The 26576-nt window shown below is 48.4% G+C and carries 22 protein-coding genes; 19 read left to right on the top strand and 3 right to left on the bottom strand.

What is annotated here, in order from left to right; translation table 11 throughout:
• Nucleotides 1-138 precede the first annotated feature (138 nt).
• The 5 genes from thiW (at nt 139) to cytX (ending at nt 4825) form a co-directional block, all read left to right on the top strand.
• Nucleotides 139-657 (top strand): energy coupling factor transporter S component ThiW, encoded by a 519-nt coding sequence (thiW, locus tag U4956_RS00880; RefSeq protein WP_323088313.1) that lies wholly within the window; start codon nt 139-141, stop codon nt 655-657.
• An 87-nt stretch (nt 658-744) separates the two neighbouring features.
• Nucleotides 745-1647, top strand: coding sequence for a hydroxyethylthiazole kinase (gene thiM, locus U4956_RS00875; protein ID WP_323088311.1), 903 nt, complete (start codon nt 745-747; stop codon nt 1645-1647).
• Between the two features lie 301 nt (nt 1648-1948).
• Nucleotides 1949-2593, top strand: a complete 645-nt coding sequence (thiE, locus tag U4956_RS00870) for a thiamine phosphate synthase (protein ID WP_323088310.1) — start codon at nt 1949-1951, stop codon at nt 2591-2593.
• A 220-nt stretch (nt 2594-2813) separates the two neighbouring features.
• Nucleotides 2814-3629, top strand: coding sequence for a bifunctional hydroxymethylpyrimidine kinase/phosphomethylpyrimidine kinase (thiD, locus tag U4956_RS00865; protein WP_323088309.1), 816 nt, complete (start codon nt 2814-2816; stop codon nt 3627-3629).
• Nucleotides 3626-4825, top strand: a complete 1200-nt coding sequence (gene cytX, locus U4956_RS00860) for a putative hydroxymethylpyrimidine transporter CytX (RefSeq protein ID WP_323088308.1) — start codon at nt 3626-3628, stop codon at nt 4823-4825. The genes thiD and cytX overlap by 4 nt, the downstream gene beginning before the upstream one ends.
• A 209-nt stretch (nt 4826-5034) precedes the next feature.
• Here cytX and U4956_RS00855 read toward each other — a convergent pair whose 3' ends face one another.
• A complete protein-coding gene (locus U4956_RS00855; protein WP_323088305.1) occupies nt 5035-6237 on the bottom strand; it encodes an AI-2E family transporter in 1203 nt (400 codons plus the stop codon).
• A gap of 80 nt (nt 6238-6317) precedes the next feature.
• Here U4956_RS00855 and U4956_RS00850 point away from each other — a divergent pair, with 80 nt between their 5' ends.
• The 11 genes from U4956_RS00850 to U4956_RS00800 all read left to right on the top strand — a co-directional run bounded on the left by U4956_RS00850 (nt 6318) and on the right by U4956_RS00800 (nt 19804).
• Nucleotides 6318-7073, top strand: a complete 756-nt coding sequence (locus tag U4956_RS00850) for an RNA methyltransferase (protein ID WP_323088302.1) — start codon at nt 6318-6320, stop codon at nt 7071-7073.
• Between the two features lie 270 nt (nt 7074-7343).
• Entirely contained in the window at nt 7344-8213 is an 870-nt protein-coding gene (locus U4956_RS00845; protein ID WP_323088300.1) for a DUF4438 domain-containing protein, read from the top strand.
• Nucleotide 8214: 1 nt separating this feature from the next.
• Complete coding sequence (gene priA / locus U4956_RS00840) at nt 8215-10458, top strand: replication restart helicase PriA (RefSeq protein WP_323088299.1); 2244 nt, start codon at nt 8215-8217, stop codon at nt 10456-10458.
• A gap of 1 nt (nt 10459) precedes the next feature.
• A complete protein-coding gene (gene rsmB, locus U4956_RS00835; RefSeq protein WP_323088297.1) occupies nt 10460-11746 on the top strand; it encodes a 16S rRNA (cytosine(967)-C(5))-methyltransferase RsmB in 1287 nt (428 codons plus the stop codon).
• A 299-nt stretch (nt 11747-12045) separates the two neighbouring features.
• Complete coding sequence (gene rlmN / locus U4956_RS00830) at nt 12046-13227, top strand: 23S rRNA (adenine(2503)-C(2))-methyltransferase RlmN (RefSeq protein ID WP_323088295.1); 1182 nt, start codon at nt 12046-12048, stop codon at nt 13225-13227.
• 280 nt (nt 13228-13507) lie between these two features.
• A complete protein-coding gene (locus U4956_RS00825) occupies nt 13508-14254 on the top strand; it encodes a protein phosphatase 2C domain-containing protein (protein WP_323088293.1) in 747 nt (248 codons plus the stop codon).
• Nucleotides 14238-15917, top strand: a complete 1680-nt coding sequence (pknB, locus tag U4956_RS00820; RefSeq protein ID WP_323088291.1) for a Stk1 family PASTA domain-containing Ser/Thr kinase — start codon at nt 14238-14240, stop codon at nt 15915-15917. Before U4956_RS00825 ends, pknB begins: the two co-directional genes overlap by 17 nt.
• A gap of 3 nt (nt 15918-15920) precedes the next feature.
• Nucleotides 15921-16790 carry a ribosome small subunit-dependent GTPase A gene (rsgA, locus tag U4956_RS00815; RefSeq protein ID WP_323088289.1) on the top strand — a complete coding sequence of 290 codons (870 nt, stop codon included), beginning with the start codon at nt 15921-15923 and terminating at the stop codon, nt 16788-16790.
• A gap of 431 nt (nt 16791-17221) precedes the next feature.
• The gene (gene rpe / locus U4956_RS00810) at nt 17222-17878 is read left to right on the top strand and encodes a ribulose-phosphate 3-epimerase (protein WP_323088288.1); all 657 of its coding nucleotides are present in this window, start codon (nt 17222-17224) and stop codon (nt 17876-17878) included.
• The gene (locus U4956_RS00805; protein WP_323088286.1) at nt 17872-18483 is read left to right on the top strand and encodes a thiamine diphosphokinase; all 612 of its coding nucleotides are present in this window, start codon (nt 17872-17874) and stop codon (nt 18481-18483) included. The genes rpe and U4956_RS00805 overlap by 7 nt, the downstream gene beginning before the upstream one ends.
• Nucleotides 18461-19804, top strand: coding sequence for a hypothetical protein (locus U4956_RS00800; RefSeq protein WP_323088284.1), 1344 nt, complete (start codon nt 18461-18463; stop codon nt 19802-19804). Before U4956_RS00805 ends, U4956_RS00800 begins: the two co-directional genes overlap by 23 nt.
• 254 nt (nt 19805-20058) lie before the next feature.
• Here U4956_RS00800 and rpmB read toward each other — a convergent pair whose 3' ends face one another.
• Nucleotides 20059-20250: a 50S ribosomal protein L28 gene (gene rpmB, locus U4956_RS00795; protein WP_323088282.1), complete on the bottom strand. Its 192-nt coding sequence runs from the start codon at nt 20248-20250 to the stop codon at nt 20059-20061.
• Nucleotides 20251-20818: 568 nt separating this feature from the next.
• On the opposite strand from rpmB, the gene mraY reads away from it, so the two are divergent.
• The 3 genes from mraY to U4956_RS00780 all read left to right on the top strand — a co-directional run bounded on the left by mraY (nt 20819) and on the right by U4956_RS00780 (nt 24735).
• Nucleotides 20819-21823, top strand: coding sequence for a phospho-N-acetylmuramoyl-pentapeptide-transferase (gene mraY, locus U4956_RS00790; protein WP_323088280.1), 1005 nt, complete (start codon nt 20819-20821; stop codon nt 21821-21823).
• 403 nt (nt 21824-22226) lie between these two features.
• Nucleotides 22227-23558, top strand: a complete 1332-nt coding sequence (gene murD / locus U4956_RS00785) for a UDP-N-acetylmuramoyl-L-alanine--D-glutamate ligase (RefSeq protein ID WP_323088279.1) — start codon at nt 22227-22229, stop codon at nt 23556-23558.
• Nucleotides 23559-24099: 541 nt separating this feature from the next.
• Nucleotides 24100-24735, top strand: coding sequence for a hypothetical protein (locus U4956_RS00780; RefSeq protein ID WP_323088278.1), 636 nt, complete (start codon nt 24100-24102; stop codon nt 24733-24735).
• A gap of 284 nt (nt 24736-25019) precedes the next feature.
• Here U4956_RS00780 and trpS read toward each other — a convergent pair whose 3' ends face one another.
• A complete protein-coding gene (gene trpS, locus U4956_RS00775) occupies nt 25020-26003 on the bottom strand; it encodes a tryptophan--tRNA ligase (RefSeq protein ID WP_323088276.1) in 984 nt (327 codons plus the stop codon).
• Nucleotides 26004-26576: the final 573 nt, after the last annotated feature.

The following is a 26576-nucleotide window of genomic DNA, read 5'->3' as shown; positions in this document are numbered from 1 at the left end:
TGCAGCGTGGCGGATTGAGGGCGAGCCCCCTGGATCTGTAGCTTTTTGCGAGGGAGGCCATGTGTCTGGCTTGAGAAAAGACCATTAAGTCTTGACCGACAATGATCGACGATGGCGTCGAAGAAGGAGAAAAGACAAATGAAACAGACAAACGTAAGAAAACTGGCCCAGGCTGCTTTGCTTTGCGCGCTGGCAGTAGCAGGAAGCACATTTTCCTTCCCGATTTTCGGCTCAAGATGCGCACCCATCCAGCATCTGGTCAACATTCTGGCCAGCGTCCTGCTTGGCCCGGGATACAGTGTGGGCATTGCTTTCTGTGCCAGCCTGATTCGGGTCTCTACGGGACTGGGTTCACTGATGGCTTTTCCCGGCAGTATGTTTGGTGCTCTGCTTTCGGGACTTCTCTATCGCAGATTTAAGACTATTTCTTCCGCTTTAATTGGCGAAGTCTTTGGAACCAGTATTCTTGGCGGACTTTGTGCCTATCCAGTCGCAGTATTTCTCATGGGGCAGAATGCGGGGACAATCGCATTTTATGTCTACGTCATCCCATTCCTGATTTCAACAGCCGCTGGCGCAATGATTGCTTTTGTCGTCCTCATTGCCCTGCAAAAAGCCGGCGTGATCGCCAGAGCCCAGGCCAGCCTTCAAAACTAAGAGCTGCAATGCAATAACAGGCAAATTCATGAAAAAAGAAGAATGAGAAAAAGGAAGCAAATTGTAAAGAAAGAAGAAGCCTTTCCTATGTCATCCAGATCCAATCTTGAAATCCAGCACCAGCTTAAACTTCAGCCCGCCTTACTGCTCCAGAGACTTGAAGAAAGCAGCCCGCTGGTTCATACAATTACCAATGCGGTGAGTATCAATCTGTGTGCCAATGTCCTGCTGGCCATCGGCGCACGACCGGTCATGGCCCAGGCCATCGAAGAAGCAGCCCAGATCAGTTCAGGCAGTGATGCGCTGGTTTTGAATTTAGGCCAGCTCTCTTTGGCCAAAACGGAGGCCATGCTCGAAGCTGGCAAGGCAATGAATGCACATGGCGGAATCATTGTTCTGGACCCATGCGGTTGCGGCGGTTCCGATTTTCGCCGACAGTTTGCATCAAAGGTCATTGAAACTTTGCATCCGGCAATCATCCGGGCGAATCATTCAGAATTGATGGCTCTTGTCCATGCAGACTATATCAATGTAGGTGTTGATGCCAGAAAAGAAAACGATGAAAAGCGGCCCACTGGCGATTTTCTTGCATCCAACTTGGATCAGACCGGTCTGGTCCGCGAAATTGAAGCACTGGCCCGCAAAACATCGGCTGTGATTGTATGCAGCGGCAAAACCGACTATGTGACCGATGGCAAAACAACCATCAAAATCGAAAACGGAACACCGATGCTTTCCAAAGTCACCGGAACCGGCTGCGCCTTGACGACAATGGTAGCTGCGATGGGCTGCGTTTTCAGAGATCAGCTTCTGGATGCGTGTGCCTGGGCAGTCATGAGTATGTCCATCAGCGGCGAACTGGCCAGATCCAGACTCCAGCCCGGACAGGGAAGCGGAAGCTTTGCGGTTGGCCTGCTGGATGCTTTGAGCACCCTAAAGCCTGATACGTTACAAAGCCAGGCGAAATACACGATTGATCCGGCAAAATAGGCAGCCGCCTGAAATTGGCCAGAAAGGAGATCGGCCTGATTCTGATCCTCTTGTGCATCCATCCAGAATCAGGCGGACTGAACCAGTGCCGACTTCAGGCCTGAAGCGAAATACACGCAGGCTTGAAAGAAAACAGGCGGATACCTGACCCAAAGTCAAGGATAAAAAGTCAATGCCCCACCCAAACTGCTTTGCAATCTGGATGGGGTATCCTTGCCCATCGTATGAAAAGGAGGAAGAGTGACAGGATCGAAAAAATAGTTCCCTGAATGGATCTGTTTCGATCCTGCTGCGAAATTGAATGCGAATTTTTCCGGAAACATTAAAGCTTTATGCCCTGACTGATCCCGATGCCCACCCAGAACTCAGCCTGGCCCAACAAGTTGAACAGGCAATTGCGGGTGGAGCAACCTGCATTCAGCTCAGGGAAAAAAATCAGGATCGAGAGATCTTCCTAAATGCAGCCAGAGAACTGGCCCAAGTCTGCCATCGGCATCATGTGCCGCTGATCATCAATGATGATCTCGATATTGCTCTGGAAGTCCATGCCGATGGTGTTCATCTGGGTCAGGAAGATCTGGACTTAAAAACCGCCCGCCAGAAAGCCGGCGATCTGATCATTGGCATTTCCGCCCATTCAGTTGAAGAAGCCGTGCAAGCGTGGAAAGATGGTGCTGATTATCTGGGAAGCGGGGCATTGTTTGCCACTTCATCCAAATTTGATGTCACCACACTGCCCATTGAGACATTCAAAGCCATCTGTAAATCTGTCCCGATCCCAGTGGTTGGAATTGGCGGGATCGATCTGAATACCCTGCCCAAGCTGGAAAAGACCGGGATGGCTGGGCCGGCAATTATTCATGGCATTTTTGGTCAGCCGGATATCACGAAAGCCTGCCAGAAACTGATCGCAAAACTCGATGGAATGGACCTTCAGGCAAAGTAATGCCAAAAAGACAGAAGAACCAGCCATCAAAGCCACCAAAAGCGCAAACAGCTGATCACAAAGCCAGACTGCCTTGAAAAGAAGTCCTGGCAGGAAATGGTTGTTTGAGTTGCTTTTAGGTTACAGTTCATTTTCGCCTTGGATAGGGCGTATGAGCAGCGGTTCATTGAGGGCACCGCCTTGGATCGCTTAAAAAAAGAATGCATACATGGAGGAAAATATGTTTAAAGCATTAACAATCGCTGGATCGGATTCCAGCGGAGGCGCTGGTGTACAGGCAGATTTAAAGACAATGCTTGCCAACGGCGTTTATGGGATGAGTGCGTTTGCCGCACTGACCGCCCAGAATACAACGGGCGTGCGCAGTATTTATCCGGTGAGTCCGGAATTTCTGGCGGATCAGATCGATATGGTCTTCGAAGACATCCGGCCGGATGCAGTCAAGATTGGGATGGTTTCCAGCAAGCCTTTAATCGAAACCATTGCCGAGCGGCTCAAATTTCATCAAGCTGAAAATATTGTGCTTGATCCCGTGATGGCGGCGACCAGTGGATCGCTGCTGATTGAACAGGATGCGATAGAAACTTTACAAAGCCAACTGTTCCCGCTGGCCAGTCTTATTACGCCAAACATCCCTGAATCTGAAATTCTCTGCGGCTTTTCAATTACCAGCCAGGCTGAGATGGAAAAAGCGGCCAGAGCCATTTACGATCGCTGGAACACCCCTGTCTTAGTCAAAGGCGGCCATGCGATTCATGAGGCCAATGACCTGCTTTTTGATGGCAAAACCCTGCACTGGTTTGAAGGCCGCCGGATTGATACTGACAACACCCATGGAACGGGCTGCACGCTTTCGAGTGCGATTGCTTCCAATCTGGCAAAAGGATACAGTCTGGAACAATCCATTCAGCGGGCCAAAGCGTATCTTTCTGGGGCACTGGAAGCCGGACTGGATCTGGGAAGATCGCATGGACCAGTTGATCATGGCTTTGAACTGACCGGCCAGTTTGCTTCGCGCGATCAGGAGGATGTATGAAAAAATCCTACGAACACGCTCTGCTCTGGTTTGGCGCCGGCCTTTCCATCGCAGAAATCCTGACCGGAATGTCCCTGGCCCCCCTTGGCTTTGGCCGCGGGATGGCTGCTATTCTTCTTGGCCATCTGGTGGGCTGCTTTTTGTTATTTCTGGCTGGTGTCATTGGCGGCAGCCAGCATAAAAGTGCGATGGAAAGTGTCCGTTCGAGTTTTGGAAGCAAAGGAAGTCTGTTATTTTCCTTTCTGAATATTGTGCAGCTTGCCGGATGGACCGCCATCATGATTTATGATGGGGCCCTGGCTGCCCAGGGAATTTTTCCGGTTTCTAATGCGGTCTATTGCCTGATTATTGGCGGACTGATTCTGCTCTGGATTGCGATTGGTCTGCAAAATCTTGGCAAGCTGAATACCATTGCAATCTCGGCCCTGCTTCTTTTGACGATTGTGTTGAGCTTTGTCATTGCCCGCAATCCCGCACCTGAAATTTCTGCCAACGAAGTGATGTCCTTTGGCGCGGGCATTGAGCTTTCCATTGCCATGCCGCTTTCCTGGCTGCCTTTAATCAGCGACTATACCCAGGAAGCCGATCATCCTGTCAAAGCCAGCGCTATTAGTGCCATCAGCTATGGTCTGATCAGTATCTGGATGTATGCGATCGGCCTGGGAACAGCAGTCTTTACTGGCCAGTACGATATTGACCAGATCATTCTCAAAGCCGGTCTTGGCGTGATCGGTCTTGTCATCATCGTTTTCTCAACTGTGACGACAACCTTTCTGGATGCCTATTCAGCGGGTGTTTCCGCAAATGCTATGACAACCAGACTGGATGTCAAAAAGTCCGCTTTGCTTGTTGGCGCTGCAGGGATGGTTTGTGCGATCTGTTTTCCTATTACAGATATTACTGACTTTCTGTATCTGATCGGTTCGGTTTTTGCCCCGATGATTGCCATCCAGATTGCCGATTTCTTCCTTTTGAAAACGGATCGGTCTAAAGAAAACTTCTGCTGGAAAAACCTGATTCTCTGGCTGACTGGCTTTATTGCCTATCGGATTCTGATGCATGTGGATACGCCATTGGGTTCAACAATCCCGGATATGGCACTGACGATTGTCTTATGCCTGGCTTTTGCGAAAGTCTGGAAACCACAGCCTGAATCCGATCATGAACTTGCGCATTCGACCTCTGCTGGCAGCTGAGGCTGATTTCTGTTTTTTAAAAATTCAAATTTTCTTTTTCCTTCTGGTTCTGTGAAGGGTATATTTTCAGAACCAGAAGGATATTTTTCTTTTCAGTGGGAAAGATCGACGGACCTCCCCTTTTGCGGTTCGATCACCCAGACAAAGAAAAAAGCCAGCCGATGACAGGCTGACTTGAAGTCAAAGAAAGGAAGAGAATTTGCCCTGTTTCAGGATGCAGGCGAAGAAGAGTGATCTGGGATTTTTTCGATTTCTTCATCGTCGACAATCGAGGCTGAGTCAGAAATGACCAGATGCCGGTCCTTGAGCTGCAGGGTGGTCAGGTCTTTGAGACCCTCGTAAATGAGGGCAAAGACGGGCACGCCCAGAAACATGCCAATCACCCCAAACAGGGCGCCGCCAACAGAAACAGAGAACAGAATCCAGAAGCCGGAGATGCCTAGCTTGTCGCCTAAAATCAATGGCTTGAGGACGTTGCCATCCACCTGCTGAACGATCAGGATGAAGATCGCAAAGATCAAAGCATCCATTGGCTTAATGAGAAATAAGAGCAGGCAGACCGGAATGGCACCCAAAAACGGACCGAAGACGGGAATGATGTTGGTGATTCCGACGATCAGACCAATCATTGGGGTGTAAGGAAAGCCAAACAGGGTACAGCCAAACCAGGTGATGAATCCGACAATGACGGAGTCCATGATGTTGCCGACAATGTACTGCTGGAAAATATTTTTGGCATCCATCATATAAATCTGTAAGAAGTTGCCGTTTTTCCGGCCCAGAAAGGCATAGCTCATGACTTTGCCGGCATGGAGGAGGTTTTCCTTATCCATAATCATATAGACAGCTGCCGCTATCGCGATCACCAGATTGGCTGTCCAGTGGATGACATTCATGGAGTAGGACATCACTTTGGTCATGGAAGACTGCACATAGTTGCGAAGCATGCCGGCAAGATCCAGGCTTTGCAGGTAGGTGACAATCGCCGAAACATCCAGATTGTATTTGACGGCGAGCTTTTCGAGATTGGCTTCAAAAGACCTTGAATAGCCTGAAAAGTTGGAAACAAATACCCGGATGGAATCCAGCAGGGATGGAATCATGACCCAGAAGGTGAAGAAAATAAACAGAATAAACAGAATGACAACGATCAGAATCGACATCGATCGAGCCTTTTTCTCCAGAATTCCAAAACTCATCAGTCGATTTGAAATCCAGTTAACCGGCCCATCCAGTAAAAAGGCCAGCCCGAATCCGATCAGAAATGGTGCAAGCAGAGAAACGACAGTTCCCAGAAAGTGGATCAGATCATTGACCCGTGTCAGAATCAGAAAAGCGATAATTCCGATAATCAGCGAAGTCGAGTAAATGAAGATCTTGCGCTGAATGGGATTTTTTAAATCAAATTTCATTTTTTAACCCCTTGTTTCTTTATTGATCCTTCCAGGACTGTCACTTGACAAGTCCGTTTGAAAAAGGCTCAAATAGTCCTATGGACACAATTATTTCCGGAACAATTTCCGTTAAAGCAGTTCTTGAATGCCATAAACGCAAGGCTTTTGAACTGCTGGTAAACCCTAAAAAACGATCGAAAGACATTGGTTATCTGATTGCCATTGCCAAAAAGCAAGGCATTCCCGTTACCATGTCTTCCAAAGAAGAGATGGATGCCTTAGCGCCCGCTCATGGCGGCGTCATTCTTCGAACCGAAAGCCGCAAACTGCCTTCTTTAGAAGAGAATATCCCCTTGAATGGCCTTGTCGTCTATATCAGCGGCGTAGAAGATCCGTATAATCTTGGCAGCATCGCCCGCTCCCTCTATGCAGCTGGAGCTTCGCTGATGATTATCCAGAAGCGTGACTGGTCGAGTGCAACTTCAATTCTGCTTCGCTCTTCTGCCGGCGCGTGGGAAAGACTGCCCATCGTGACGATTGAAAAAGACGAACAGCTCATCCGTGCTGCCCAGATTCAGGGACGGTCGATTTATGCGGCTGCCCGAGATGATGGCGCCATCAGCCTGTTCGATACCACCTTACCAGAAGATGTGCTGCTGGCGATTGGCGGAGCAATGCGGGGATTGAGTTCACGCATTCTGTATGCTTCAGATCAACATATTTATATTCCTTATGGGCGCGAATTCAGAAACGCTCTGGACAGTGTCAGCGCGGCAGCCGTTTTTGGCTTTGCCTGGACGCGTGAATATGGAATTGATCCTTTGCATGTATCGAGTGTAAAGGAAAGTGAGTAAGATCAAAATACCAGAACTGAAAGATTTTAAAAATGACATAAAGATTCGCTTAAATCACGCAAGACTCCCATTCCTTACGTCAGGATCCAGAAACGAGAAAGTAAAATCACAGAAGAATGCCAGAAGAAATCCAGCAAAGGAAAAACGCTGGAAGCCTTGAGCAGAAAGCAGATCGAGTCATTCAGAATTAAAGTGCTGTCTGTAAACAAGAAATACCCGCAGACAGACCAGACAAAAGGAAAGACAAACAAGAAAGAGAGGAACTTCACTATGGAAATGAATCGTGATCAGTTAGTTGAAATGGCTGTCAATGCCAGCGTGGATCATCCCGCAAGCCCAAAGTATCGCGGCGGCTATGATGGCCGGGCCCGGATTACCATTGCGGTTGGCGGGATCACCTATTCGCATGCGATTGGCGACAAATGCATGAATCTGGCTGGCGACCATGTGGAACCAGGGGTTTCCATGGCCAACGCTGACAGTGCCAAAAATGCAGCCGTACAGACTTTCTCCTGCATCGGCAACCCGGTCACCTGCATTTCTGGCCCGGCTAAAGGAGCCAAAGGCCGGGTAACGGGAACGCATGGCGGCATTGAGCACTGCATGGCGTATTTTGATCCAGAAGACCTGGATCAAATGGAAGGAACTGAAAATTTTCTGATCCGCACCCTTGGCCAGGGATTAAAAACGCCAGAAGCCCCAGACGTTTTCTGGATGAATATCGATCCCAATCTGTTAGAGGCCATGGATCTTGAAATCGATGAAGAAGGCAATGTGCACTTCCCGGTTGTTACGGTGATTCCAGCCTTCTTAATGGGCAGCGGTCTTGGTTCTTCGACCATGATGTCCGGTGATTATGACATCATGACTCAGGATCCAGAAGCCAACGAACAGTTTGGTCTCAATGACCTTCGCTTTGGTGATTTTGTTGCTGTCCTTGATCATGACAGCACCTATGGCCCGCATTACAAAAAAGGGGCGGTAACCATTGGCGTCGTTGTTCATTCTGATTCCTTTACTTCCGGCCATGGGCCAGGTCTGACGGTTGTTGCCACATCCAAAGAGGGCAGGATCATTCCGTATAAAGACCCAGATGCAAACCTGAAACCTTACTTCGAAAAAATGGAGTCTGAAGCCTAGGATGTACGACTATGAAGTCATGGTCGAACATCCGACCATTGCTCTGTCGCGCACCTTTACCTATACCTCTTCCAAACCCGTCCAGCCTGGCTGCCGGGTTTTCGTTCCGTTTGGCCCTCAGAAACTGACGGGACTGGTCATTAAGCCTGCGCAAAACCCAGATACCCCCCGAAAGAAGATCAAGGAAATTCTCAAAGTGCTGGATGATCAGCCGGTTCTGGATCAGGAACAGATGGATTTGGCCGCCAGGATGGCCTATCAGACAGTCTCGCCGATGATGGCGATGATTCATGTCATGCTGCCTAATGCCCTCGATGCCCGCACCACCAAGCCCGAATTTGCCTATGAATTCTGGGTTCGAAAAGCCGAGCAGACAGCCAAAAGCATGCAAACTGACCAGATTGTGCCAATCGAGGGACAGCCTGCTTTGATGGCAGAGGCTTCGGCCGATGGGCAGACCAGTCAGCCGGCTGCCGGCAGCCGCAAAAAACTGACTCCCCTGTTAGAAGAAACCCTGCAGGCCATGCCAGAAGAGATGACCCTGAAAGCGGCCAAGGAGCAGTTTTCGGACTATCGGATCAACAGTCTGGTCAAGCAGGGATTTTTGATCAAAGAAAAACGGATCCTGAATCATGGAACCCTCCCGCGCCGGCCTTTGCAGCCCTGGCCCGAACTCAATGTTTATCAGAAAAATGCCCTGGAGGCCATCCATCAGGCCCAACAGCAGGTTGTCCTGCTGCATGGGGTCACGGGGTCAGGCAAAACCGAGGTCTTTTTCCACCTGGCCAAAGAGGCCCTTGACAAGGGAAAACAGGTGCTGATTCTGGTGCCGGAAATTTCCCTGACACCAATGATGGAAGAGCGGATTGCCTCCCGGTTTGATGTCGATGTGTATGCCTGCCACTCCCGGCTTTCGGATTCCGAAATGGTATCAGTCTGGAAAAACCTTGAACAGGCGGGTCCGTGCATTGTCATTGGCACGCGCAAGTCTGTCTTTCTGCCGTTGAGAAACCTGGGGCTGATCATCATGGATGAAGAACATGACACCAGCTATAAACAGGATAAAGCGCCCCGCTATCACGCCCGGGATGCCGCCATGCTGCGCGCAAAAGCGCATGAGTGCAAGCTGATTTTAGCCTCCGCTACCCCAAGTCTTGACAGTTATGCCAGAGCGATGAAAGGGGTCTATGGCCTGGCGGAAATTCCGGTGCGGGCCAGCGGGCATGATGCCAGAATCAGGCTGGTTGATCTCAAACGCGCGCAGACGTACTGTAACTATTCATCAGATCTGATCCAGGGCGTCACCAAAAGGCTGGCTCTGGAGCAGAAATCCATGATCCTGCTTAACCGCCGCGGGTATTTACCGACTGTGCGCTGTCAGGCCTGCCATGAGTTTTTGCGCTGTCCAGAATGTAATGTGCCTTTGTCCTACCATAAAGGCGAGCATGCTTTAGTCTGTCATGTATGCGGCAAGCGCTATCCGATGGTTGATACCTGTCCATATTGCGGATCGGGGCCATTGAGCCATACCGGGCAGGGAACCGAACGGCTGGAAGAAGAAAGTGCAGCACTGTTTCCAACTGCCAGGATTGTGCGCATGGACCATGACACCACAAGGACCAAAGGCGCTCACGGAAGACTGCTGGCTGAGTTTGCCCAAAACGGCGATATTTTGATGGGCACCCAGATGATTGCCAAAGGGCTTGACTATCATGACATTACTTTATGCGGCATCCTCTCGATTGACTCCATTCTTTCCCGGCCAGATTATCTGGCCAGTGAGCGGGCCTATCAGCTGGCCGAACAGGCAGCCGGCCGTTCTGGACGGGGAGACAAGCCAGGGGAAGTCATCATCCAGACTTTCAACCCGGACCACTTTGTTTTGCAGTGTATTTTAAGGCATGCGTATAAAGCTTTTTTCAGGCGGGAGATGAGTTTTCGGCATGCAGGCAATTATCCCCCCTATGTGTATCTGGCTACGGTGATCATCCGGCATGAAGATCCTGAGCGGGCCTATGCCAAAGCGCTCGAAGTCAAGGCGGGCCTGGAAAAGGAGAACTTGGAAGTGCTCGGTCCGGCGGAAATTACGCTGCGCGCCAGGCAGAGCCGGTATCGATTGATCATTAAATCCAAAGAGGATGGGCATCTGATCGACGCTTTGTGGAAATGCGCTTTATGGTTTGAAAAGAATGCATCAAAATGCCGGATGGACATTAACGTTCATCCGATGAATCTGGAGGAATAATATGAGCAGTGTGCGGGAATGGGTCTTTAAAGCCCTGGTCGATGTCATCCGACACGATCAGTATTCCAATCTGTATCTGAAAAAACATCTGCAGGAAGTTGATGAAAAGGACCGGAATCTGGCCACCAATATCTTTTATGGCACCTTGCAGAATTATGCGCTGTGCCAGCATGCCTGGAGCCGGTTTACCGATGACAGGGTTGAAGCCAAAACAGGGATCCTGATGACCATGTCCTGTTATCAGCTGCTCTTTTTAAAGCGGGTCCCGGCTTATGCGGTGATTGATGATGCCAACCGGATTGCGGCGCGCTATCTCAAAGGCCAGCGTGGTCTTGTCAATGCAGTGCTGCGCAAAGTCGTGGATCACCCGATTGAATATCCAACCGATCCCGTCAAATCGCTGGCGCTGACCACTTCACTGCCGGAATGGCTGATCCGCCTTTGGATCAAGCAGTATTCGCCCCAGCAGGCTTTTAAATTTGCGAAAGCTTCGAATATGACCCTGCCAGTAGTCGTGCGCGTCAACCCGCTTCGCTATTCGATTGAAGAAGCCCTGAAATGTCCAAGACTGCAGGAACGTCCCGATTCGAAAGAAACAGGTCTGTTCAACTATACCGGCAGTCAGTTTGGCAAAGACTGGCTGTATCTGGAAGGCAAAATCTCCGCCCAGGATCCGGGCAGCTATGAAATCGCAAAATGGGCGGATGTCAAAGCTGGCGATACCGTTCTTGATCTTTGTGCCGCTCCCGGAACGAAAACCATGGCCATGGCTGAAATGAGCGGCGGCAAAGCCCAGATTGTTGCGCAGGATCTGCATGAACATCGGGTGGAGCTCATTGAACAGGATGCCAGACGGCTTGGCCTAAAGGATGTATTGGCGCGAAAACAGGATTCCACAAAGATTTCCAATCCTTTAGAAGAGTATGATGTCGTGCTTTGCGATGTGCCCTGCAGCGGATTTGGCATTCTTTCGCGCAAACCGGATCTGAAACTGCGGCTGAGTCCGGCCAATATTGATTCTTTGCTGCCGATCCAGAAAGAACTGCTCGAAGCCGGCGCCCTGCAGACAAAGCCTGGCGGCACGCTGATTTATTCGACCTGTACGCTGGATAAAAAAGAAAATGAAAAGCAAATCGAGGCTTTTTTGGAAACGCATCCTGGCTTTGAAAAGATCAGGGAAGAGACCATTGAGCCATCCCAAGCGAATGGCGGCTTTTATTTGTGTAAACTGGTGCGTAAGCTTGAAGATCAAAGTCAGATTGAATCCCGGAAACCAAAACAGGCATAGACTCCCTGGACAGATGCCAGAAATCAGAACCGGTGCTGCAAAAAGAAATGCTGCATTGTTCTCTGCTTCAAGGTGCAGATCCTTTGGCTCTGTGCCTTTTTACTTGGCAGGCTTATAAGGCCAGACTTGTATGTGTCTGAGAATTCTGATTTTCTTCAAAAAAACGGTCTGAATCCTGGCTGGTGGCTCAATTGGAAAATAAGGCAAATTTGACTAAACTGAAGGCAATGAGACTCAACAGTGAATATTTGATAAGCAATCCAGATTCTTCTGGCCACAATGTAAGGAGACAAGCAAAAATGAAAAGCATTTACGATATGAGCTACAAGCAGATGGAAGAGTGGTGTGAATCCAAAGGGTGGAAGAAATTCCGCACCCAGCAGATTTTTGCGTGGTTATACAAGGAGCGGGTTTACGATTTTGATCGGATGACCAACCTGTCCAAGGAAACCCGTGAAGAGCTGAAAAAGGATTTCACTTTCAACCCCCTCGAACTGGTCCGCAAGCAGGTTGCCAGCGATGGCACGACCAAGTTTCTGTTTCGGACGGCGGATGGCGCTCTGCTTGAAAGTGTCCTGATGATTTTTGAATATGGCAATTCGATCTGTGTCTCCAGCCAGGTGGGATGCAATATGGGCTGTACGTTTTGCGCCTCGGGTCTGACCAAAAAACAAAGGGATCTGACCAGTGGAGAAATGATGGGCCAGGTCATGCATGTCCAGGCTGAACTGGACAAAAAAGGCCAGCGTCTGAGCCATATCGTGGTCATGGGCACTGGAGAGCCCTTTGATAACTATGACAATGTCATGAACTTTTTGTTCACCGCCAACCATGACCGCGGTCTTGCGATTGGCAGCCGCCATATTACCATTTCGACTTCTGGCATCGTGCCCAGAATCAAGCAGTTTGCGGATGGCCACTACCAGTACAACCTGGCCATTTCGCTGCATGCTCCAAATGACGAGCTGCGTTCCAAGATTATGCCCATTGACCGCGCCTATCCACTGGATCAGCTGATGGATGCGGTGGCTTACTATTCCAAAGAAAATAACCGCAAACTGACTTTTGAATACATTCTGCTCAAAGGCGTCAACGACTCCGTTGAACATGCCCATGAACTCGCCCGCCTGTTGCGGCCATACACCTGCTATGTCAACCTGATTCCATACAACAGCGTCGACGAACACGGTTATCAACCGGTCAGCCGCGCTGAAGCGATGAAGTTTTATGATGTGCTCAAAAAAGAACAGATTCAGGTCACCATCCGGAAGGAACATGGTTCGGATATCGATGCTGCCTGTGGTCAGCTGCGCATTAAAGAGCTGCGCAAGGAAAAAGAACGCAGGCAGGCAAGCGCTTTGCAGATCAAACAGGACCAGAAAAGCAAGCCAGGCTTTAAAGCCGCCATGGCTGATGGCACGGCTAATGTGTATGACGATGCGTATGGGGCTGACGAAATGCCAGATCCGGACAAGGAGTAATGGCTTCCACAATCGGAATTTCGAAACTTCGGATACGATTGGACAGCCAGAGAAAGAGCAGAGGGGCAATTTGAAGGAAGGCGTTTCAATTCTGTCAAAATTTACAGGAATGCCAGAAACTGCCGGCTCATGCCCAATTTGGTCTGGCAATCACCAGCCTGATCCGGCAAAGTAAGAGGAATAAGAGGGACCACAAACCATCTGGCCCACAAACGATGCTTGCGTGTTTTGCACGGAGCGTCCTGGTCTGAGGTGGTGGCAGATGGAGGAAAGGAAAAATATGATTGATGTCTTTGGAGCCAGTGATGTCGGCAAAACCAGGGAACTGAATGAAGACAGTTTTCTGATTCAGGAAAATGAACATGGCGACCAGCTGCTGCTGGTGTGTGATGGAATCGGCGGGGCGGCCAGCGGCGAAGTGGCCAGCGCCATGGTCTGCCAGATTGCTTCGGAAATGTTCGAAAAAGCCCCAGTCTTTACCAAGGATTATCAGGTGGACGAATGGATCCGCAAGACCATGAACAAGGCCAATGATTCAATTTATGCCAAATCCATGTGGACGCGCAAAAACCGCGGTATGGGAACGACCGTCGCCGGGTGTCTGATCTGCGAGCATGGAACGTATATTTTCAATGCCGGCGACTCACGCGTCTATGCACTGTATTCGGATGGCCTGATCCAGATGAGTGAAGACCATTCCTATGTACAAAGTCTGGTCAATGAAAACAGAATTACCGCCAAAGAAGCGCGCAATCATGAAAAACGCAGCGCCCTGACGAACGCCATCGGGGTATGGCGGGCCTTCCGGCTGGATGTCAACAAGATCAAATCCAATTACAAAGCGCTGTTGATTTCCTCGGATGGTCTGCATGGCTACGTGGCGGAAAATAAAATCAGCCGGGTTCTCGAATCCAGCCTGTCCATCCGTCAGAAAACCGGTCTGCTTATTGAGCTGGCGGATCAGGCTGGGGGTCTGGATAACTGCACGGTCATTGTGAGCGGACCGGGCTATGATTATGCAGGATAAGATTGCCAATCGCTATGCCATCAAGCGTCTGATCGGGCAGGGCGGCATGGCGGATGTGTATCTTGCCTATGATGAGATCATGGGCCGGGAAGTGGCGATTAAAGTATTGCGCACTAAACTGGCCAGCGACCCCCAGACTCTGGTGCGCTTTATTCGGGAAGCCTCGGCCGCCCGTAAACTCTCGCATCCAAACGTCGTTGAAATTTACGATGTCGGCGAAAGCGGTGATTTGCATTACATCGTCATGGAATATATCAATGGCATGACACTTAAAGAGCTGATCTCCCGTACAGGACCAGTTCCGGCCGTCCAGGCGGTGGAAATCATGAAAAAGCTGACCTCAGCGGTTATTGAAGCGCACAGCCGCAATATTATTCACCGCGACATCAAACCGCAAAACGTGCTGGTCTCCAAAAGCGGCGATCTGAAAATTGCCGACTTTGGCATTGCCCTGGCGGCAGATTCAGTTACCCTCACCCGCAACAATGCGGTGATGGGCTCCTCCCATTATCTCGCCCCGGAATCAGCCGCGGGTCTGATTCCAGATTTCCGGGTGGATATTTACTCGCTTGGCATCGTCTTTTTCGAACTGCTGACGGGTTCTGTGCCCTTTACCGGCCCCAATCCGGCGGCCATTGCGCTCAAACATATGCAGGATCCGCTGCCTGCAATCCACCCTTATAACAAGACCGTCAGCCAGGCGGTCGAAAATGTGGTCATCAAGGCAGCGGCCAAAAACCCGGCAGAACGCTACCAGAGTGCAAAGGAACTGATGGATGCTATTGAGCATTGTCTCGATCCGGATAAGCAGGATGAGCCTGTGCTCGAATTAGAAACCAAGGCTTTGCAGCTGCCAACGCGCAAAGATGGCTACATTACGGAGCTTGATCTGACGCCGACCAACCAGAAACCATTGAGCCATGTCGAAGTGGTTCACCACCGTTTCTCCTGGCGGATGGCCATTCTGGCGGGCTGTATCGCCCTGCTTGCCTGCACTCTGGCCGGATATCTGCTGATTTCAACCGGCATCACCCCAATTGATGGCTGGTTTGGCTGGCATCAGGTACCCGCAACTGAAGGGTTAAGTGCCCAGGAAGCCATCGACAAGCTGAAGCATTCCGGCATTCCAGACGATATGATTCAAGTTGAGCAAGTGGCCAATGACCAATACGATCCAGGTCTGGCCACCAGTACGAGTGTCCCGGCAGGCAGTTTCATTCAGGAAGGCAATCCGCTCATTTTGAAAGTGTCCAAAGGACCAACTTTCCTGGTCGGCGATTATTCTGGCCAGTATCTTGAAGATGTTGAGCAGATGTTTGAAGAGCAGGGCATCAATATGAATATTCATGTGGTCGAACAGGGCAATGCGACGGTCAATCCGGGTGTGATCCTCTCGCAAAGAGGCCTGGAACCTGGACAGCGAATCGACCCGGCCGGTGAGCAGACAATTGAGTTTATTGTTTCCACCTATCCGACCATGGTCATTGATGAATCCTACATTGGCATGGATGTGGAAAAAGCCAAAGAGGATCTCAACAACAAAGGCATGGCCGTCATGACCAGAGAAATTTACGGTTCCGATCAGGTCATTGATATCGATCCGCCCGTCGGAACGTTGTACACGCAAGAAGGGAGCGACAGCGTAATCACGCTGTACCATTAATTCATGGAACAAGGAAGAATCATCAAAGTTATTTCCAATCAATATACGATTTATTCCAATGGCGAACTGCTCGTAGCCAAGCCGCGCGGCAAAATGCGCAAAGGCCAGACTCCATATGTGGGGGATCTGGTTAATTTTGAAAGAATTGAAGACAGCGTCCGCATTGACTCCATTCTGCCAAGAAGCAATAAGCTTTTACGCCCCACCGTCTGCAATGTCGATCAGGCCTTGATCGTAACCAGCCTCAAAGATCCGGATTTTTCGGAGCACCTGCTCAACCGCCTGATCTTTCTGGTTGTGCTTTGCGATGTTGAGCCGGTGATCTGCATTACCAAGTCTGATCTGGTCGGCAAGGAAGAATTTGACCGGATTGATCACATTCTCGACTGGTATCGCAAAGCCGGCTACCGGATTTTCTTCTCCCATCCGGGCTCTGACGATGAACAGCTCAAAGAGCTGCTGGATGGCAAGATCAGCGTGCTGTGCGGACAGTCCGGAGCCGGAAAAAGCTCACTGCTCAATCGTCTGGATCCATCTTTTAAACTGCATACCCAGGAAATTTCCAAGGCGTTAGGACGTGGCAAGCATACGACCCGCCATTGTGAACTTCATCCTGTGGCCAATGGGCTGGTCGCCGATACCCCGGGCTTTTCTTCGCTTGATTTTTCCCGGATGGATGTTTCTAAGCTGGATCAACGGCTGCCTGATTTTGCCAGGGCGATCGAAGAAGGCTGTCGCTTTGCCGACTGCATTCATGTCGATGAGCCGGATTGTGCCATCAAGCAGGCAGTAGCCCGCCACGAAATCAATCCCGTGCTCTATGAAGACTATGCCCAGCTGCGCAAAGAAGCGAAAACCTGGAAGCAGTATTAGTCAGGCCTGGCAAGTCTTGCCCGGCTTTAAAGGAAAGTTTAAAGGAAAGAAAAACAAAAACAAAAATGAGAATCTGAATCCAGAAATCAGAGAAATCCAGCCGCCCGCTGGATACTCTTTATGTCGAAAAGGATTTCTCGGTCTGGTTTTTAAATCAAATTGACTTCGTCCCAGAGGATGAGGTCTCTTTTTTTCGAAAAGTAACCGCTTGTTCGCGAAAACTGAAGGATTTATTCATATTTTGTTCATATCTAAGCCACAATATGGATAGGAAACAGATTCTATGGTAAATGGGGTGCCATTTCAGGAAACAAAGCAACGAAGATTTTCGCTGCTTTTGTGTTTCTGAAGCTTGAAACGCCCGCTTTATCAACGTATTGCTCAGAAAGCGGCCAGAGTGCGCTTTCCAGAAAGGATATTACTCAGGATATATGCCAGAACTTATTATTGCCCCTTCTGTTCTGTCCATGGACTATACCAGAATGGACCAGCAGCTTCGTGATCTTGAACATTCAAAAGCCAAGTGGATTCACTATGACGTCATGGATGGCCACTTTGTTCCAAATCTTTCGTTTGGACCGGATATTCTCAAACAGTTCCGTCAATCGACCGATCTGTTTCTGGATGTTCATCTGATGGTCACCGATCCGACTTTCTTCGCCCCTGTTTTTGTCAAGGCGGGTGCGGATTCCATCGTTTTCCATACCGAAGCTCTCGATAACGATCCAAAAAAAGTGAAAGAACTGTTAGACGAAATTCACAAAATGGGCGTGAAGGCTGGTTTCAGCGTAAAGCCGCAGACCCCGATCGAACCATTCCTGGATCTGGTTGAAGATGCAGATCTGGTTTTAATCATGTCCGTTAACCCAGGCTATGGCGGCCAGAGCTTCATGCCGGAAGTTCTTCCAAAAGCCCAGGCGCTCAAAAAAGCCAGAGATAAAAAGAATCCCAACTGCCGGATTGAAATTGACGGCGGCATCAATGCGCAAACGGCCAAAGCAGCCAAAGAAGCCGGTGTCGATACGCTGGTTGCGGGCAGCTATGTTTTTAAAGGCGATATTCCAGCAAAAGTAGAGTCTCTTTGTTAAGAAAACATTCAACAGCCGTCCTGGTTTCGCCAATCGCAAAGTCCCTTCCAAACCTGAAGAATGTGGACTGGATTGGCATTGATATGGGGTATCAACTGATTGTCAAAGAGAAAAAGCCCTGCCTGTTTGCGATTGGTGATTTTGACAGCGGCCAGCTGGAAGAGCCGCTGCCTTTTCCCATTGAACGTCATCCCGTCGCTAAAGATGAAACGGACTCTGAACTGGCCATCGCCAAAGCGAAAGAAATGGGCTATGACACCATTATTCTCTGGGGCGCACTATCAGGAAGACTGGATCATACGCTGGCCAATCTTCGCTGCATTACGTGGCAATATCCGTCCGTGATGGCCATGGATGAAATGCACCGGGTTTGCTGCCTTTTACCGGGCAAATATACAATGGATGATCAATATGCCCATATTTCCTTTTTTGCGATGGAGCCATCGATCATTTCTTTGATTGATTTTGATTATCCGCTGGATCATCGCCGCATTGATCAGAAGGATTTCTACACCTGCTCCAACTCCATTTCCAATGCCGGCAAAACGGGAACTGTTGTGCTGTATGAAGGGAGGGTGATCTGTGTCGAAACCAATTGTCGATAATCCTCAAAACACAATAAATACTTCTAATTTTTTGCAGATGGATAAGCTTGAATATTTTGGCGGCTGGGTGGTTGCGATCGGCCTGTTTGCATTAGGGATCGTTTCGCTGTTCATGCCTGCTGCTTTTCTTTCTCTGATTCTGAACCTGGCGGTGTACGCCCTGCTCATTTACGGCTGCTTCTCGCTGATCCGTTACTTCTATCAGGGACGTTCTTCGCACTCCAACCTGGTGTACGGCCTTTTGGCGCTGCTTTTTGCGGCTTTGCTTCTGTTTAACAACCAGCTGCCAGAGTGGATGATTCGAACCTGTTTTGGCTGGTATTGTTTTGCGGTGTGCATCGGGATGCTCGTTCAGATTCTCATTCACCGCGCCAACGGGGTTAAGGTCCATATTCCAAACGTATTGTTCTGTCTGAGCTATGGCTTTCTGTTTGTCATATTGATGTTCACGCAGATTGTTGACTCCTTGCTGCTGCTTAGACTCTTTGGAATTTACTTTATCCTGCTGGCGATCCGCGATGTCATCAACCAGATCGATTTGTATTCGACCACTTACAGCTGGAAACGCGGCCTGCACGTCTCGCTGCCGTTAATTTTAGGCACCTTGCTTCCGGATATGGCTTTGCGCCAGATCAACGAAAAAATCCGCACAGGGCGGCAGTATGCGATGAAAACCGTCAAACGCGATGTACCGGCCAAACTGAAGTGCATTGTCCATATCGGGGCCGAAGGGTTTCAGAAAGTAGGTCATTTTACCTTCTCCTGGAAGGGACTGGTTTACTCGTATGGCAACTACGATAAAAACAGCGAGCGGTTCTTTTCCATGTTTGGCGATGGGGTTTACTTTACCGTTCCGGAAGAGCTGTATTTTCCTAACCTGGTCAAATACGAGCACAATACGCTGTTTGAATATACGATTCAGACTACACCCGAGCAGGATGAGCAGATCGAGCAGATGCTGGAAGATCTCAAAAACCGCTCGATCCGCTGGTACTGTGATCTGGAAAAGACCGGGACAGCCACCAAGCTTGGTGCAATGGAAAGTGACTATCCCTGCCGGCTTCATTACCGCACCGGCGCTAAGTATTACAAGATCAAAAGCGGAATGTTCAAGACGTATTGGGTTGTGGGAGATAACTGTGTGCTGTTTTCTGATGTGATTTTAGGAAGCATCGGCGCGGATGTTCTCTCCTTGCGCGGGATTGTTACCCCGGGCTCCTATTTTGACTATCTCGAACAGGAATATGTCAAAGAAAATTCACCAATCATTGAACGACGCGTTCATTCATGGGCGGCCTCACAGGTGTCAGACGGCATCTAGGCTGCCTTTTTTGTGTTGAAATTTTGCCGCAGTAGTTTTTGGAGAACGAATTTTGGGGGAGACGATTTTGCGGGAATTTGAGCGGAAAAGCTGACCAGAGAAAACCGGTAAAACGATTTTGAAAAATTGTTTTGCATGACCATAGCGGAAGGAGAGAAGAAGGGAAGAAGAAAGAAGGAGGGAAGAAGGAAACGGGAGTTAGAAAGCTGTAAGGACAAACGAAAAAAAGCCGCCATTGGCAGCTTAAAGGGATCTTAGATAGCACCCTGTTTTTTCAGTGTTCTCAGTGTTCTGGCAGCCACTTTAACCTGTGTTGGCTTACCGTCAACCATGATCGTAGCTTTCTGCAGGTTTACGTTCCATTTACGGCGGGAAGCTCTCATGGAGTGAGAACGTTTGTTTCCGGACATAGGTCCTTTACCAGAGATCGCACATTTTCTAGACATCGATGTATCCCTCCTTCTCCATTTTTAAGGCGTCTGTTCACAGTCGCTTTGACATATTAGCACTCATTCCGTTCCTTTTCAACATTCACCGTCATTTGACAATAGAAAATTGAAAAAACTGAACGGAAAAGGTGAAATCAGAAATAGCCCTGACTATTCTATCAAAAATAGAGATCGATAGCGATCTCTTGTGCCTTGATGGAATGAGCAACAGGGCAAAAAAGAGGAAAAAGAATGGTACGATCATTGAAAAGGGATACAAACGCCCAAAGTGAAGACAGAGATGGGGGGCAGTTCTTTTCCAAAACAGAAGAAACCGGCCGCAAAGCAAAGCGAAAAAAGGAGGATAGATTCGATTTTTTTTGAAATTTATCATCCAGAAAGAGGCAGAGTTTTTATCAAGGATTTTTCTTTTTCGTTCAGTTTGGCTGAGGTGCGGTTTTCAAAGGTGGCTTTGAAAACCGCTGGAAAAATCAAAGGTTTCAATCCTGAAGGCTGTCTGCAGGCGACAGGTAGAAAAGAGCTGTAAACATGCTATAATCTTTGAGATTTAAAGAAAGGTGATTGTATGAGTACTCTTGCAACGCTGACGGTATCGGATGCATTTCTGATCCTGAGTATGGGTCTTTTGGTGCTGGCTTTCATGCTTGCCGGCATGCCGCGTCTGATTCGTTATCTGCATAAACTGAAATTTGGTCAGACTGAACGGGAAGAAGGTCTGGCTTCACACAAAAAGAAAACCGGAACCCCAACCATGGGTGGTCTGGCCTTCATTCTGGCTCCCCTGATGATTTATCTGGCTTTAGGCTGGCTGCTTCCAGGGGCCTGGAATAAAACCGCCTGGGTTTTATTGATCGCTTACGTCGGCTATGGACTGATCGGTTTTATCGATGACTACCTGATTGTTGTCCAGCACTCCAATATCGGCTTGAAACCGTCTTTGAAATTTGGTGCCCAGGCCGTTCTTGCGGTTGTTTTGACGTTTGTCTACCTGAATGGAGATGCCCCGACCATTCTGCTTCCTGGCCACGTTGTCTGGAATGTTCCGGTGTGGTTATTTGTTCTGCTTTGCTTCTTCTTATTTACCGGGGCAAGTAACGCAGTCAACCTGTCAGATGGGGTAGATGGACTTTGCGCCGGCCTTAGCATTATTGCGCTGGTGCCATTTGTATTTGCGATGTTCTGGCAAGGTCAGGTCAGCGGGGCTGCGATCTTGATTCTGGTGATTTTCGGCCTGATCGGCTATCTGAAGTTTAACCTGCATCCTGCCAAAGTGTTCATGGGGGATACGGGTTCGCTGGCTTTAGGTGGTCTGCTGGCAGCGGCGGCGATGATGACCCATCTTGAATTGCTTCTGATTGTCGCGGGCATCGTCTTTATCGCCGAAACCCTCTCTGATATTATTCAGGTCACTTACTATAAGAAGACGCACAAGAGAATTTTCTTAATGGCTCCACTCCATCATCATTATGAAAAAAAAGGCTGGTCGGAGATGAAAGTCTGCGCGATTTTCTGGACCTGGCAGGCTGTCTTTGCGGGCATTTCCATGGCTCTGGCCTGGTTCTCGATTTAGGTTAAAGCGCGAAACCTTTTTTCATTCCTGACCTGGCCAATGGCCTGGCAGTTCATCAAAACGTTCTGAATTGAGTATGGATTCTTCCTGATTTTTAAAAGCGCTGCCTTCGAAACTGATCGGATGCAGCGTTTTTTTATGCTCTTGCATGTCGGGACTGGTACTGATCAGGCAGACAGCGGCCAATCCGGCTAAAATAAGAAAAGGAATGAATACCCTAGCACGCTTTGAATTTCTGTCTGCTTTCAGACTTTCGACAAATTGAGAGGAAAAGAGGAAAGAAAGATCCAAGTCCAGATCCAAAAAGGATCTGGGCGAAGAAAACAGAGGCGGCAGGATAAGAATAGAAATCAATAAGTGAAAGGAGGCAGGTGCAGATCGAAATTCGAGCTGTGCCTATGCTATGAAAGATGTTCTTGTAATTGGGGCAGCCCGTTCCGGGGTTGCTGCCGCAAAACTGCTTCATCAACATGGCTATCATGTCATCCTGACGGACATGAAGGTTGTTGACCAAAAAGATGAACTCATGGAAATGGGCATTGAGGTTTATGATCAGGGTCATCCTGACTTTTTAAAGGAAAAGGACTATGACTTTATCGTCAAGAATCCTGGTATTCCTTATCGGGCACCGCTGGTGGCCTATTTTAAAGAAAAAGGCGTCCCCATCTATACCGAAATCGAAACGGCTGGCTGGTTTGCCCCCAAATTCCAGTATGGTGCAGTAACCGGAACGGATGGCAAAACAACCATTACCACGCTTCTTTATGAAATGTTGAAAGCCAAAGATGACCGCGCCCAGGCAGCGGGAAACATTGGCATTCCACTTTCCGAAGTTGTCAATGGCAATGAAGACCAGGATCTGCCAGTGGCACTGGAACTAAGTAACTTCCAGCTGCTTGGCATTGAAAAATTCCATCCGCATATCAGTGTCGTTTCGAATCTGGCTCCAGATCATCTGGACTATATGGACTCGCTGGAAGACTACTATCGCTCCAAATTCAGAGTGTATGAAAACGAGACCAGAGACGACTACTTCATCCGCAACCTGGATGACCCCAATGTCATGCACTATGCAATAAATATCCCTTGCCAGGTCATTGATTTTTCGTTGACCAATCCCAAGGCCAATCTGCGAGTAGAGAAGGGCAGTGTCTATCTGGATGATCTGCGGCTGTTTGATGTAACGGATCTGAAACTGGTGGGTTCCTTCAATCTGGCCAATGCGATGATGGCAGCTGCCATGGCCTATCATCTTGGCGTTGATCAGCCAACGATTGAAGAGGTGGTCAAAACCTTCAAAGGTGTTGAACACCGGATTGAGTACGTCGATACGTGGAATGGCATCCGGATTTACAATGACTCCAAAGCCACTAACACCCATTCAGCCGAGGCCGCTTTATCCAGCTTTGATGGCGGAGTAAGACTGTTGGCAGGTGGCAAGGACAAAGGCATTGACTATACTGTTCTGAAAAAATACGATGACCGCATCGCCAAATGTTACAGTTTTGGCCAGATCGAAAATGTCTTTCATGAGATCTTCTCCAATGTTGAAACATGCCGGACGATGGAAAACGCACTGGATGCAGCGCTTGCCCAGGCAAAACCTGGCGAAGTCATCCTGCTTTGTCCGGCCACATCTTCCTTTGACCAGTTCAAAAATTATGAAGTGCGCGGCGAAATTTTTAAAGATCTTGTGCGCGACAGACTGGCTAAAAAAAGACAAGAGCAGGTGTGAGAATCCATTTTGCATCAGAAATGTCCATTTGAAAGGATTCAAATGAACACAACGCTGATTTCTTATGCACTGCAGGAAAATTTCATTGAAAGGAAACGCGAAAAGCAAAAGGCAGGGAAGAAATTCTCTGCTTTTTGCGTGTTTTGCAAATGAGAAGTTCAGAAACGCGATTGAAAGCGGACAAGTCAAAAAATAGACCAGAGAAGAGAAAATATTTGGAAGCAATCCAATTAAGACAACGTTTTTGCAAATTCGGTCGATTTTTAGCCAATTGCCCGTGTTTCTTTTTGATAGAAGCGCTTACATAAAATGTAAAAAAAGCAGACAGCTTGTCTGGACAAAGCTTGGATCATAGTCCGCCATTCAACGAGAGAAAATGGACTTTTCAAGGGGCATTCTCAGGTAAATGACTGGACATAAATAAATTTAAATGAATTATTATGCTTTAAATAAAGGGGTTGAATGAGGTTTCCAAAAACGATAAGATGGACATGTTAAAAACAGATTAACCGGAGTCTGTGATTTGATGTAGGAGAATAACATGACAAACGTTGTTTTGAAGACAGATGCAATACAGTCTGTCCATTATGATGGAATGGAAATCTCGCTGAACATTAAATGTGAAGGTTTATCCATGCAGGCCAGCCTGAGAAAGCTTCAGGAATCGACAGATCAGCTGCTGGCAGGATTTCAGAGTGCTGCGATTGATCCCGCTTCTTTTTCAATCGAAGTTCTCGAATCCACTTCTCTGGACGCAGATCAGAAACAGAAAGCTGTTGTCCGCCTGGCAACCCAGGGGGCAGCCGATCTGAAGTATCTGCGCACGATCTGGCAGGTCGCTGCTGCGATGCCCTTCGCGATCGAAATGGGAATGAGCTATTTTCTGCAAAAGGAAGACGACTACTTCCAGACGCTTCTAAAAAAGGCGATTGAAAAAGCAAAGATTCAGGCGGATGGCATCAACAGACTGTTTGAAGGAAGCCATTTACAGTGTACAGGCGTAAAATCCGAGTCCTTCAAAGAGTCCTCTAAAGATTTCAGCGCCCTCCATGGCTGCAAGCCAGTGGAATATCCGGAAGGGGCTCTGCCATCTTTACTGGATCAGCTGCAGATTCCAACAGTGACTTTGCGCACAAATGTCGAAACGTCATGGTCGTTTCAGCCTGAAACGGCCTGATCTGACCGGTTCAAAAACTAAGGGGATTTATGAATTTTTACATTCTGAATATAGGTGGTTTTAGAATGACTGGCTCCAGGCCTTTGGGTAGAATTTTTCACACAAAGGGGCTGGGGCTTTTTATTGGCTTTTTGGCTTAGGGGTCCTTTGGATCTTGCTGGGGGCATCTCTTATCAGGCGGCTGGCGCTCCTGATGCCTGCGCCTTTTTGATCTCTGCATGGGAGCACAAAAAAGTCCTCATCAAAAGACAAGGACAGTAAAACACTTGAAAGAAAAAGAGAAATTAAATTTTCAGGCCAACCTTGCGGTAAACTTTGGCCACTTTCTTATTGGCCACAGCGTTGGCTTTTTTAGCGCCTTCTTCAAGAACTTTGTCGACGATCTTGCTGTCGAGAATTTCTTTGTAGCGTTTTTGCAGGTCGGTTAAGAAATCAAAGACAACGTCGCCGGTTTCTTTTTTCAGCTCTCCATAGCCTTTGCCCTGGTAGCGGTCCACGATGGATTCGATAGATTCACCAGTTAAAGCAGACAGGATTGTAATCAGGTTGGCAAGACCAGGCTGGTTTTCAGGATCGTATTGAATGATTCCAAGTGAGTCAGTGATTGCACTCTTGATCTTGTTGCGGGCCTGAGCTGGATTGTCGAGCAGTTCGATGCAGCCCTTTGGACTGGATTCAGATTTGGACATCTTCTTCGTTGGATTTTGCAGGTCGTAGATTTTCGCACCGACTTTTGTGACGAGTGGTTCTGGAATTTTGAATGTATCGGAATAACGCTTATTGAAACGCTCAGCCAGGTTGCGGGTCAGTTCGACGTGCTGCTTCTGGTCGATGCCTACAGGAACATAATCCGGATCATAAAGCAGGATATCGGCAGCCATTAAAGACGGATAGGTATAAAGGCCGGCGGTAATGCCTGTTTCCTGTTTGGCCATCTTGTCTTTGAACTGTGTCATCCGCTGCAGTTCGCCATAACCGGACAGGCAAGTCATGATCCAGCCAAGCTGGGCATGAGCAGGAACATCACTCTGTAAGAAGATGGTGGTTTTTTCAGGATCCAGGCCGGCTGCAAGATAGAGCGCAATCAGATCTTTGGTATTTTTGCGCAGTTCAGCGGCTTCGATTGGAACGGTCAAGGCATGTTGGTTGGCAATGAAGATGAACATCTCGTATTCATCCTGATATTTTACGAATTCGCGAATCGCACCAATATAGTTGCCTAAAGTCAGGCGGCCAGTTGGCTTGATTCCACTGAGCATGGTTTTCATAATGCGATAACTCCTTTGTTTGAACAGTTGAAAAGAAAATTGGCAGAGGTTGATCTTTATCGTTCTTCTCTGTCTGTTTTCTATGTCTGTCTTTGTAAACTCTATTCTCTTTTGAAGAGATTTTAAATTCAGAAAGCCAAAAATTCCTGAACCGTTCAAAATATGGCTGATCCTTCAACAGGTTGGAACAGGGAGGACTTTCCCTGTACTTTTACTTTCTGAATATCCCTCATGAATTTTTACCTCATGAATTTTATCATGCAAAATTGTTTTTGAAATGATGAGCTGCAGGCCGCAGGCTCTATAAACGCCGGCAGAGCAATCAGACCTGAAGACAGGATGGATACAGCATGGATAAAAAGACGGCAGGCAAGTCTATGGCGGCAGAAAAGCCTGCCAATGACTGGCAAGATCAAGAGAGTCCGCCGATGTCTTGCAACATGGAATACAATAAGGAAATAAACAGGAGAACCAAGACGATGATTAGACTTTTTACCATTCCGGGCTGTTCCAGAGCCCGATCCATCAAACAGTCTGCCAATGAGATGGAAGTCGGAATTGAGGAAGAAAATG

This window comes from Allobaculum sp. JKK-2023, assembly GCF_034745455.1.
Classification (GTDB): Bacteria; Bacillota_I; Bacilli_A; order Erysipelotrichales; family Erysipelotrichaceae; genus Allobaculum.
This window is presented reverse-complemented; position numbering and strand designations above follow the sequence as displayed.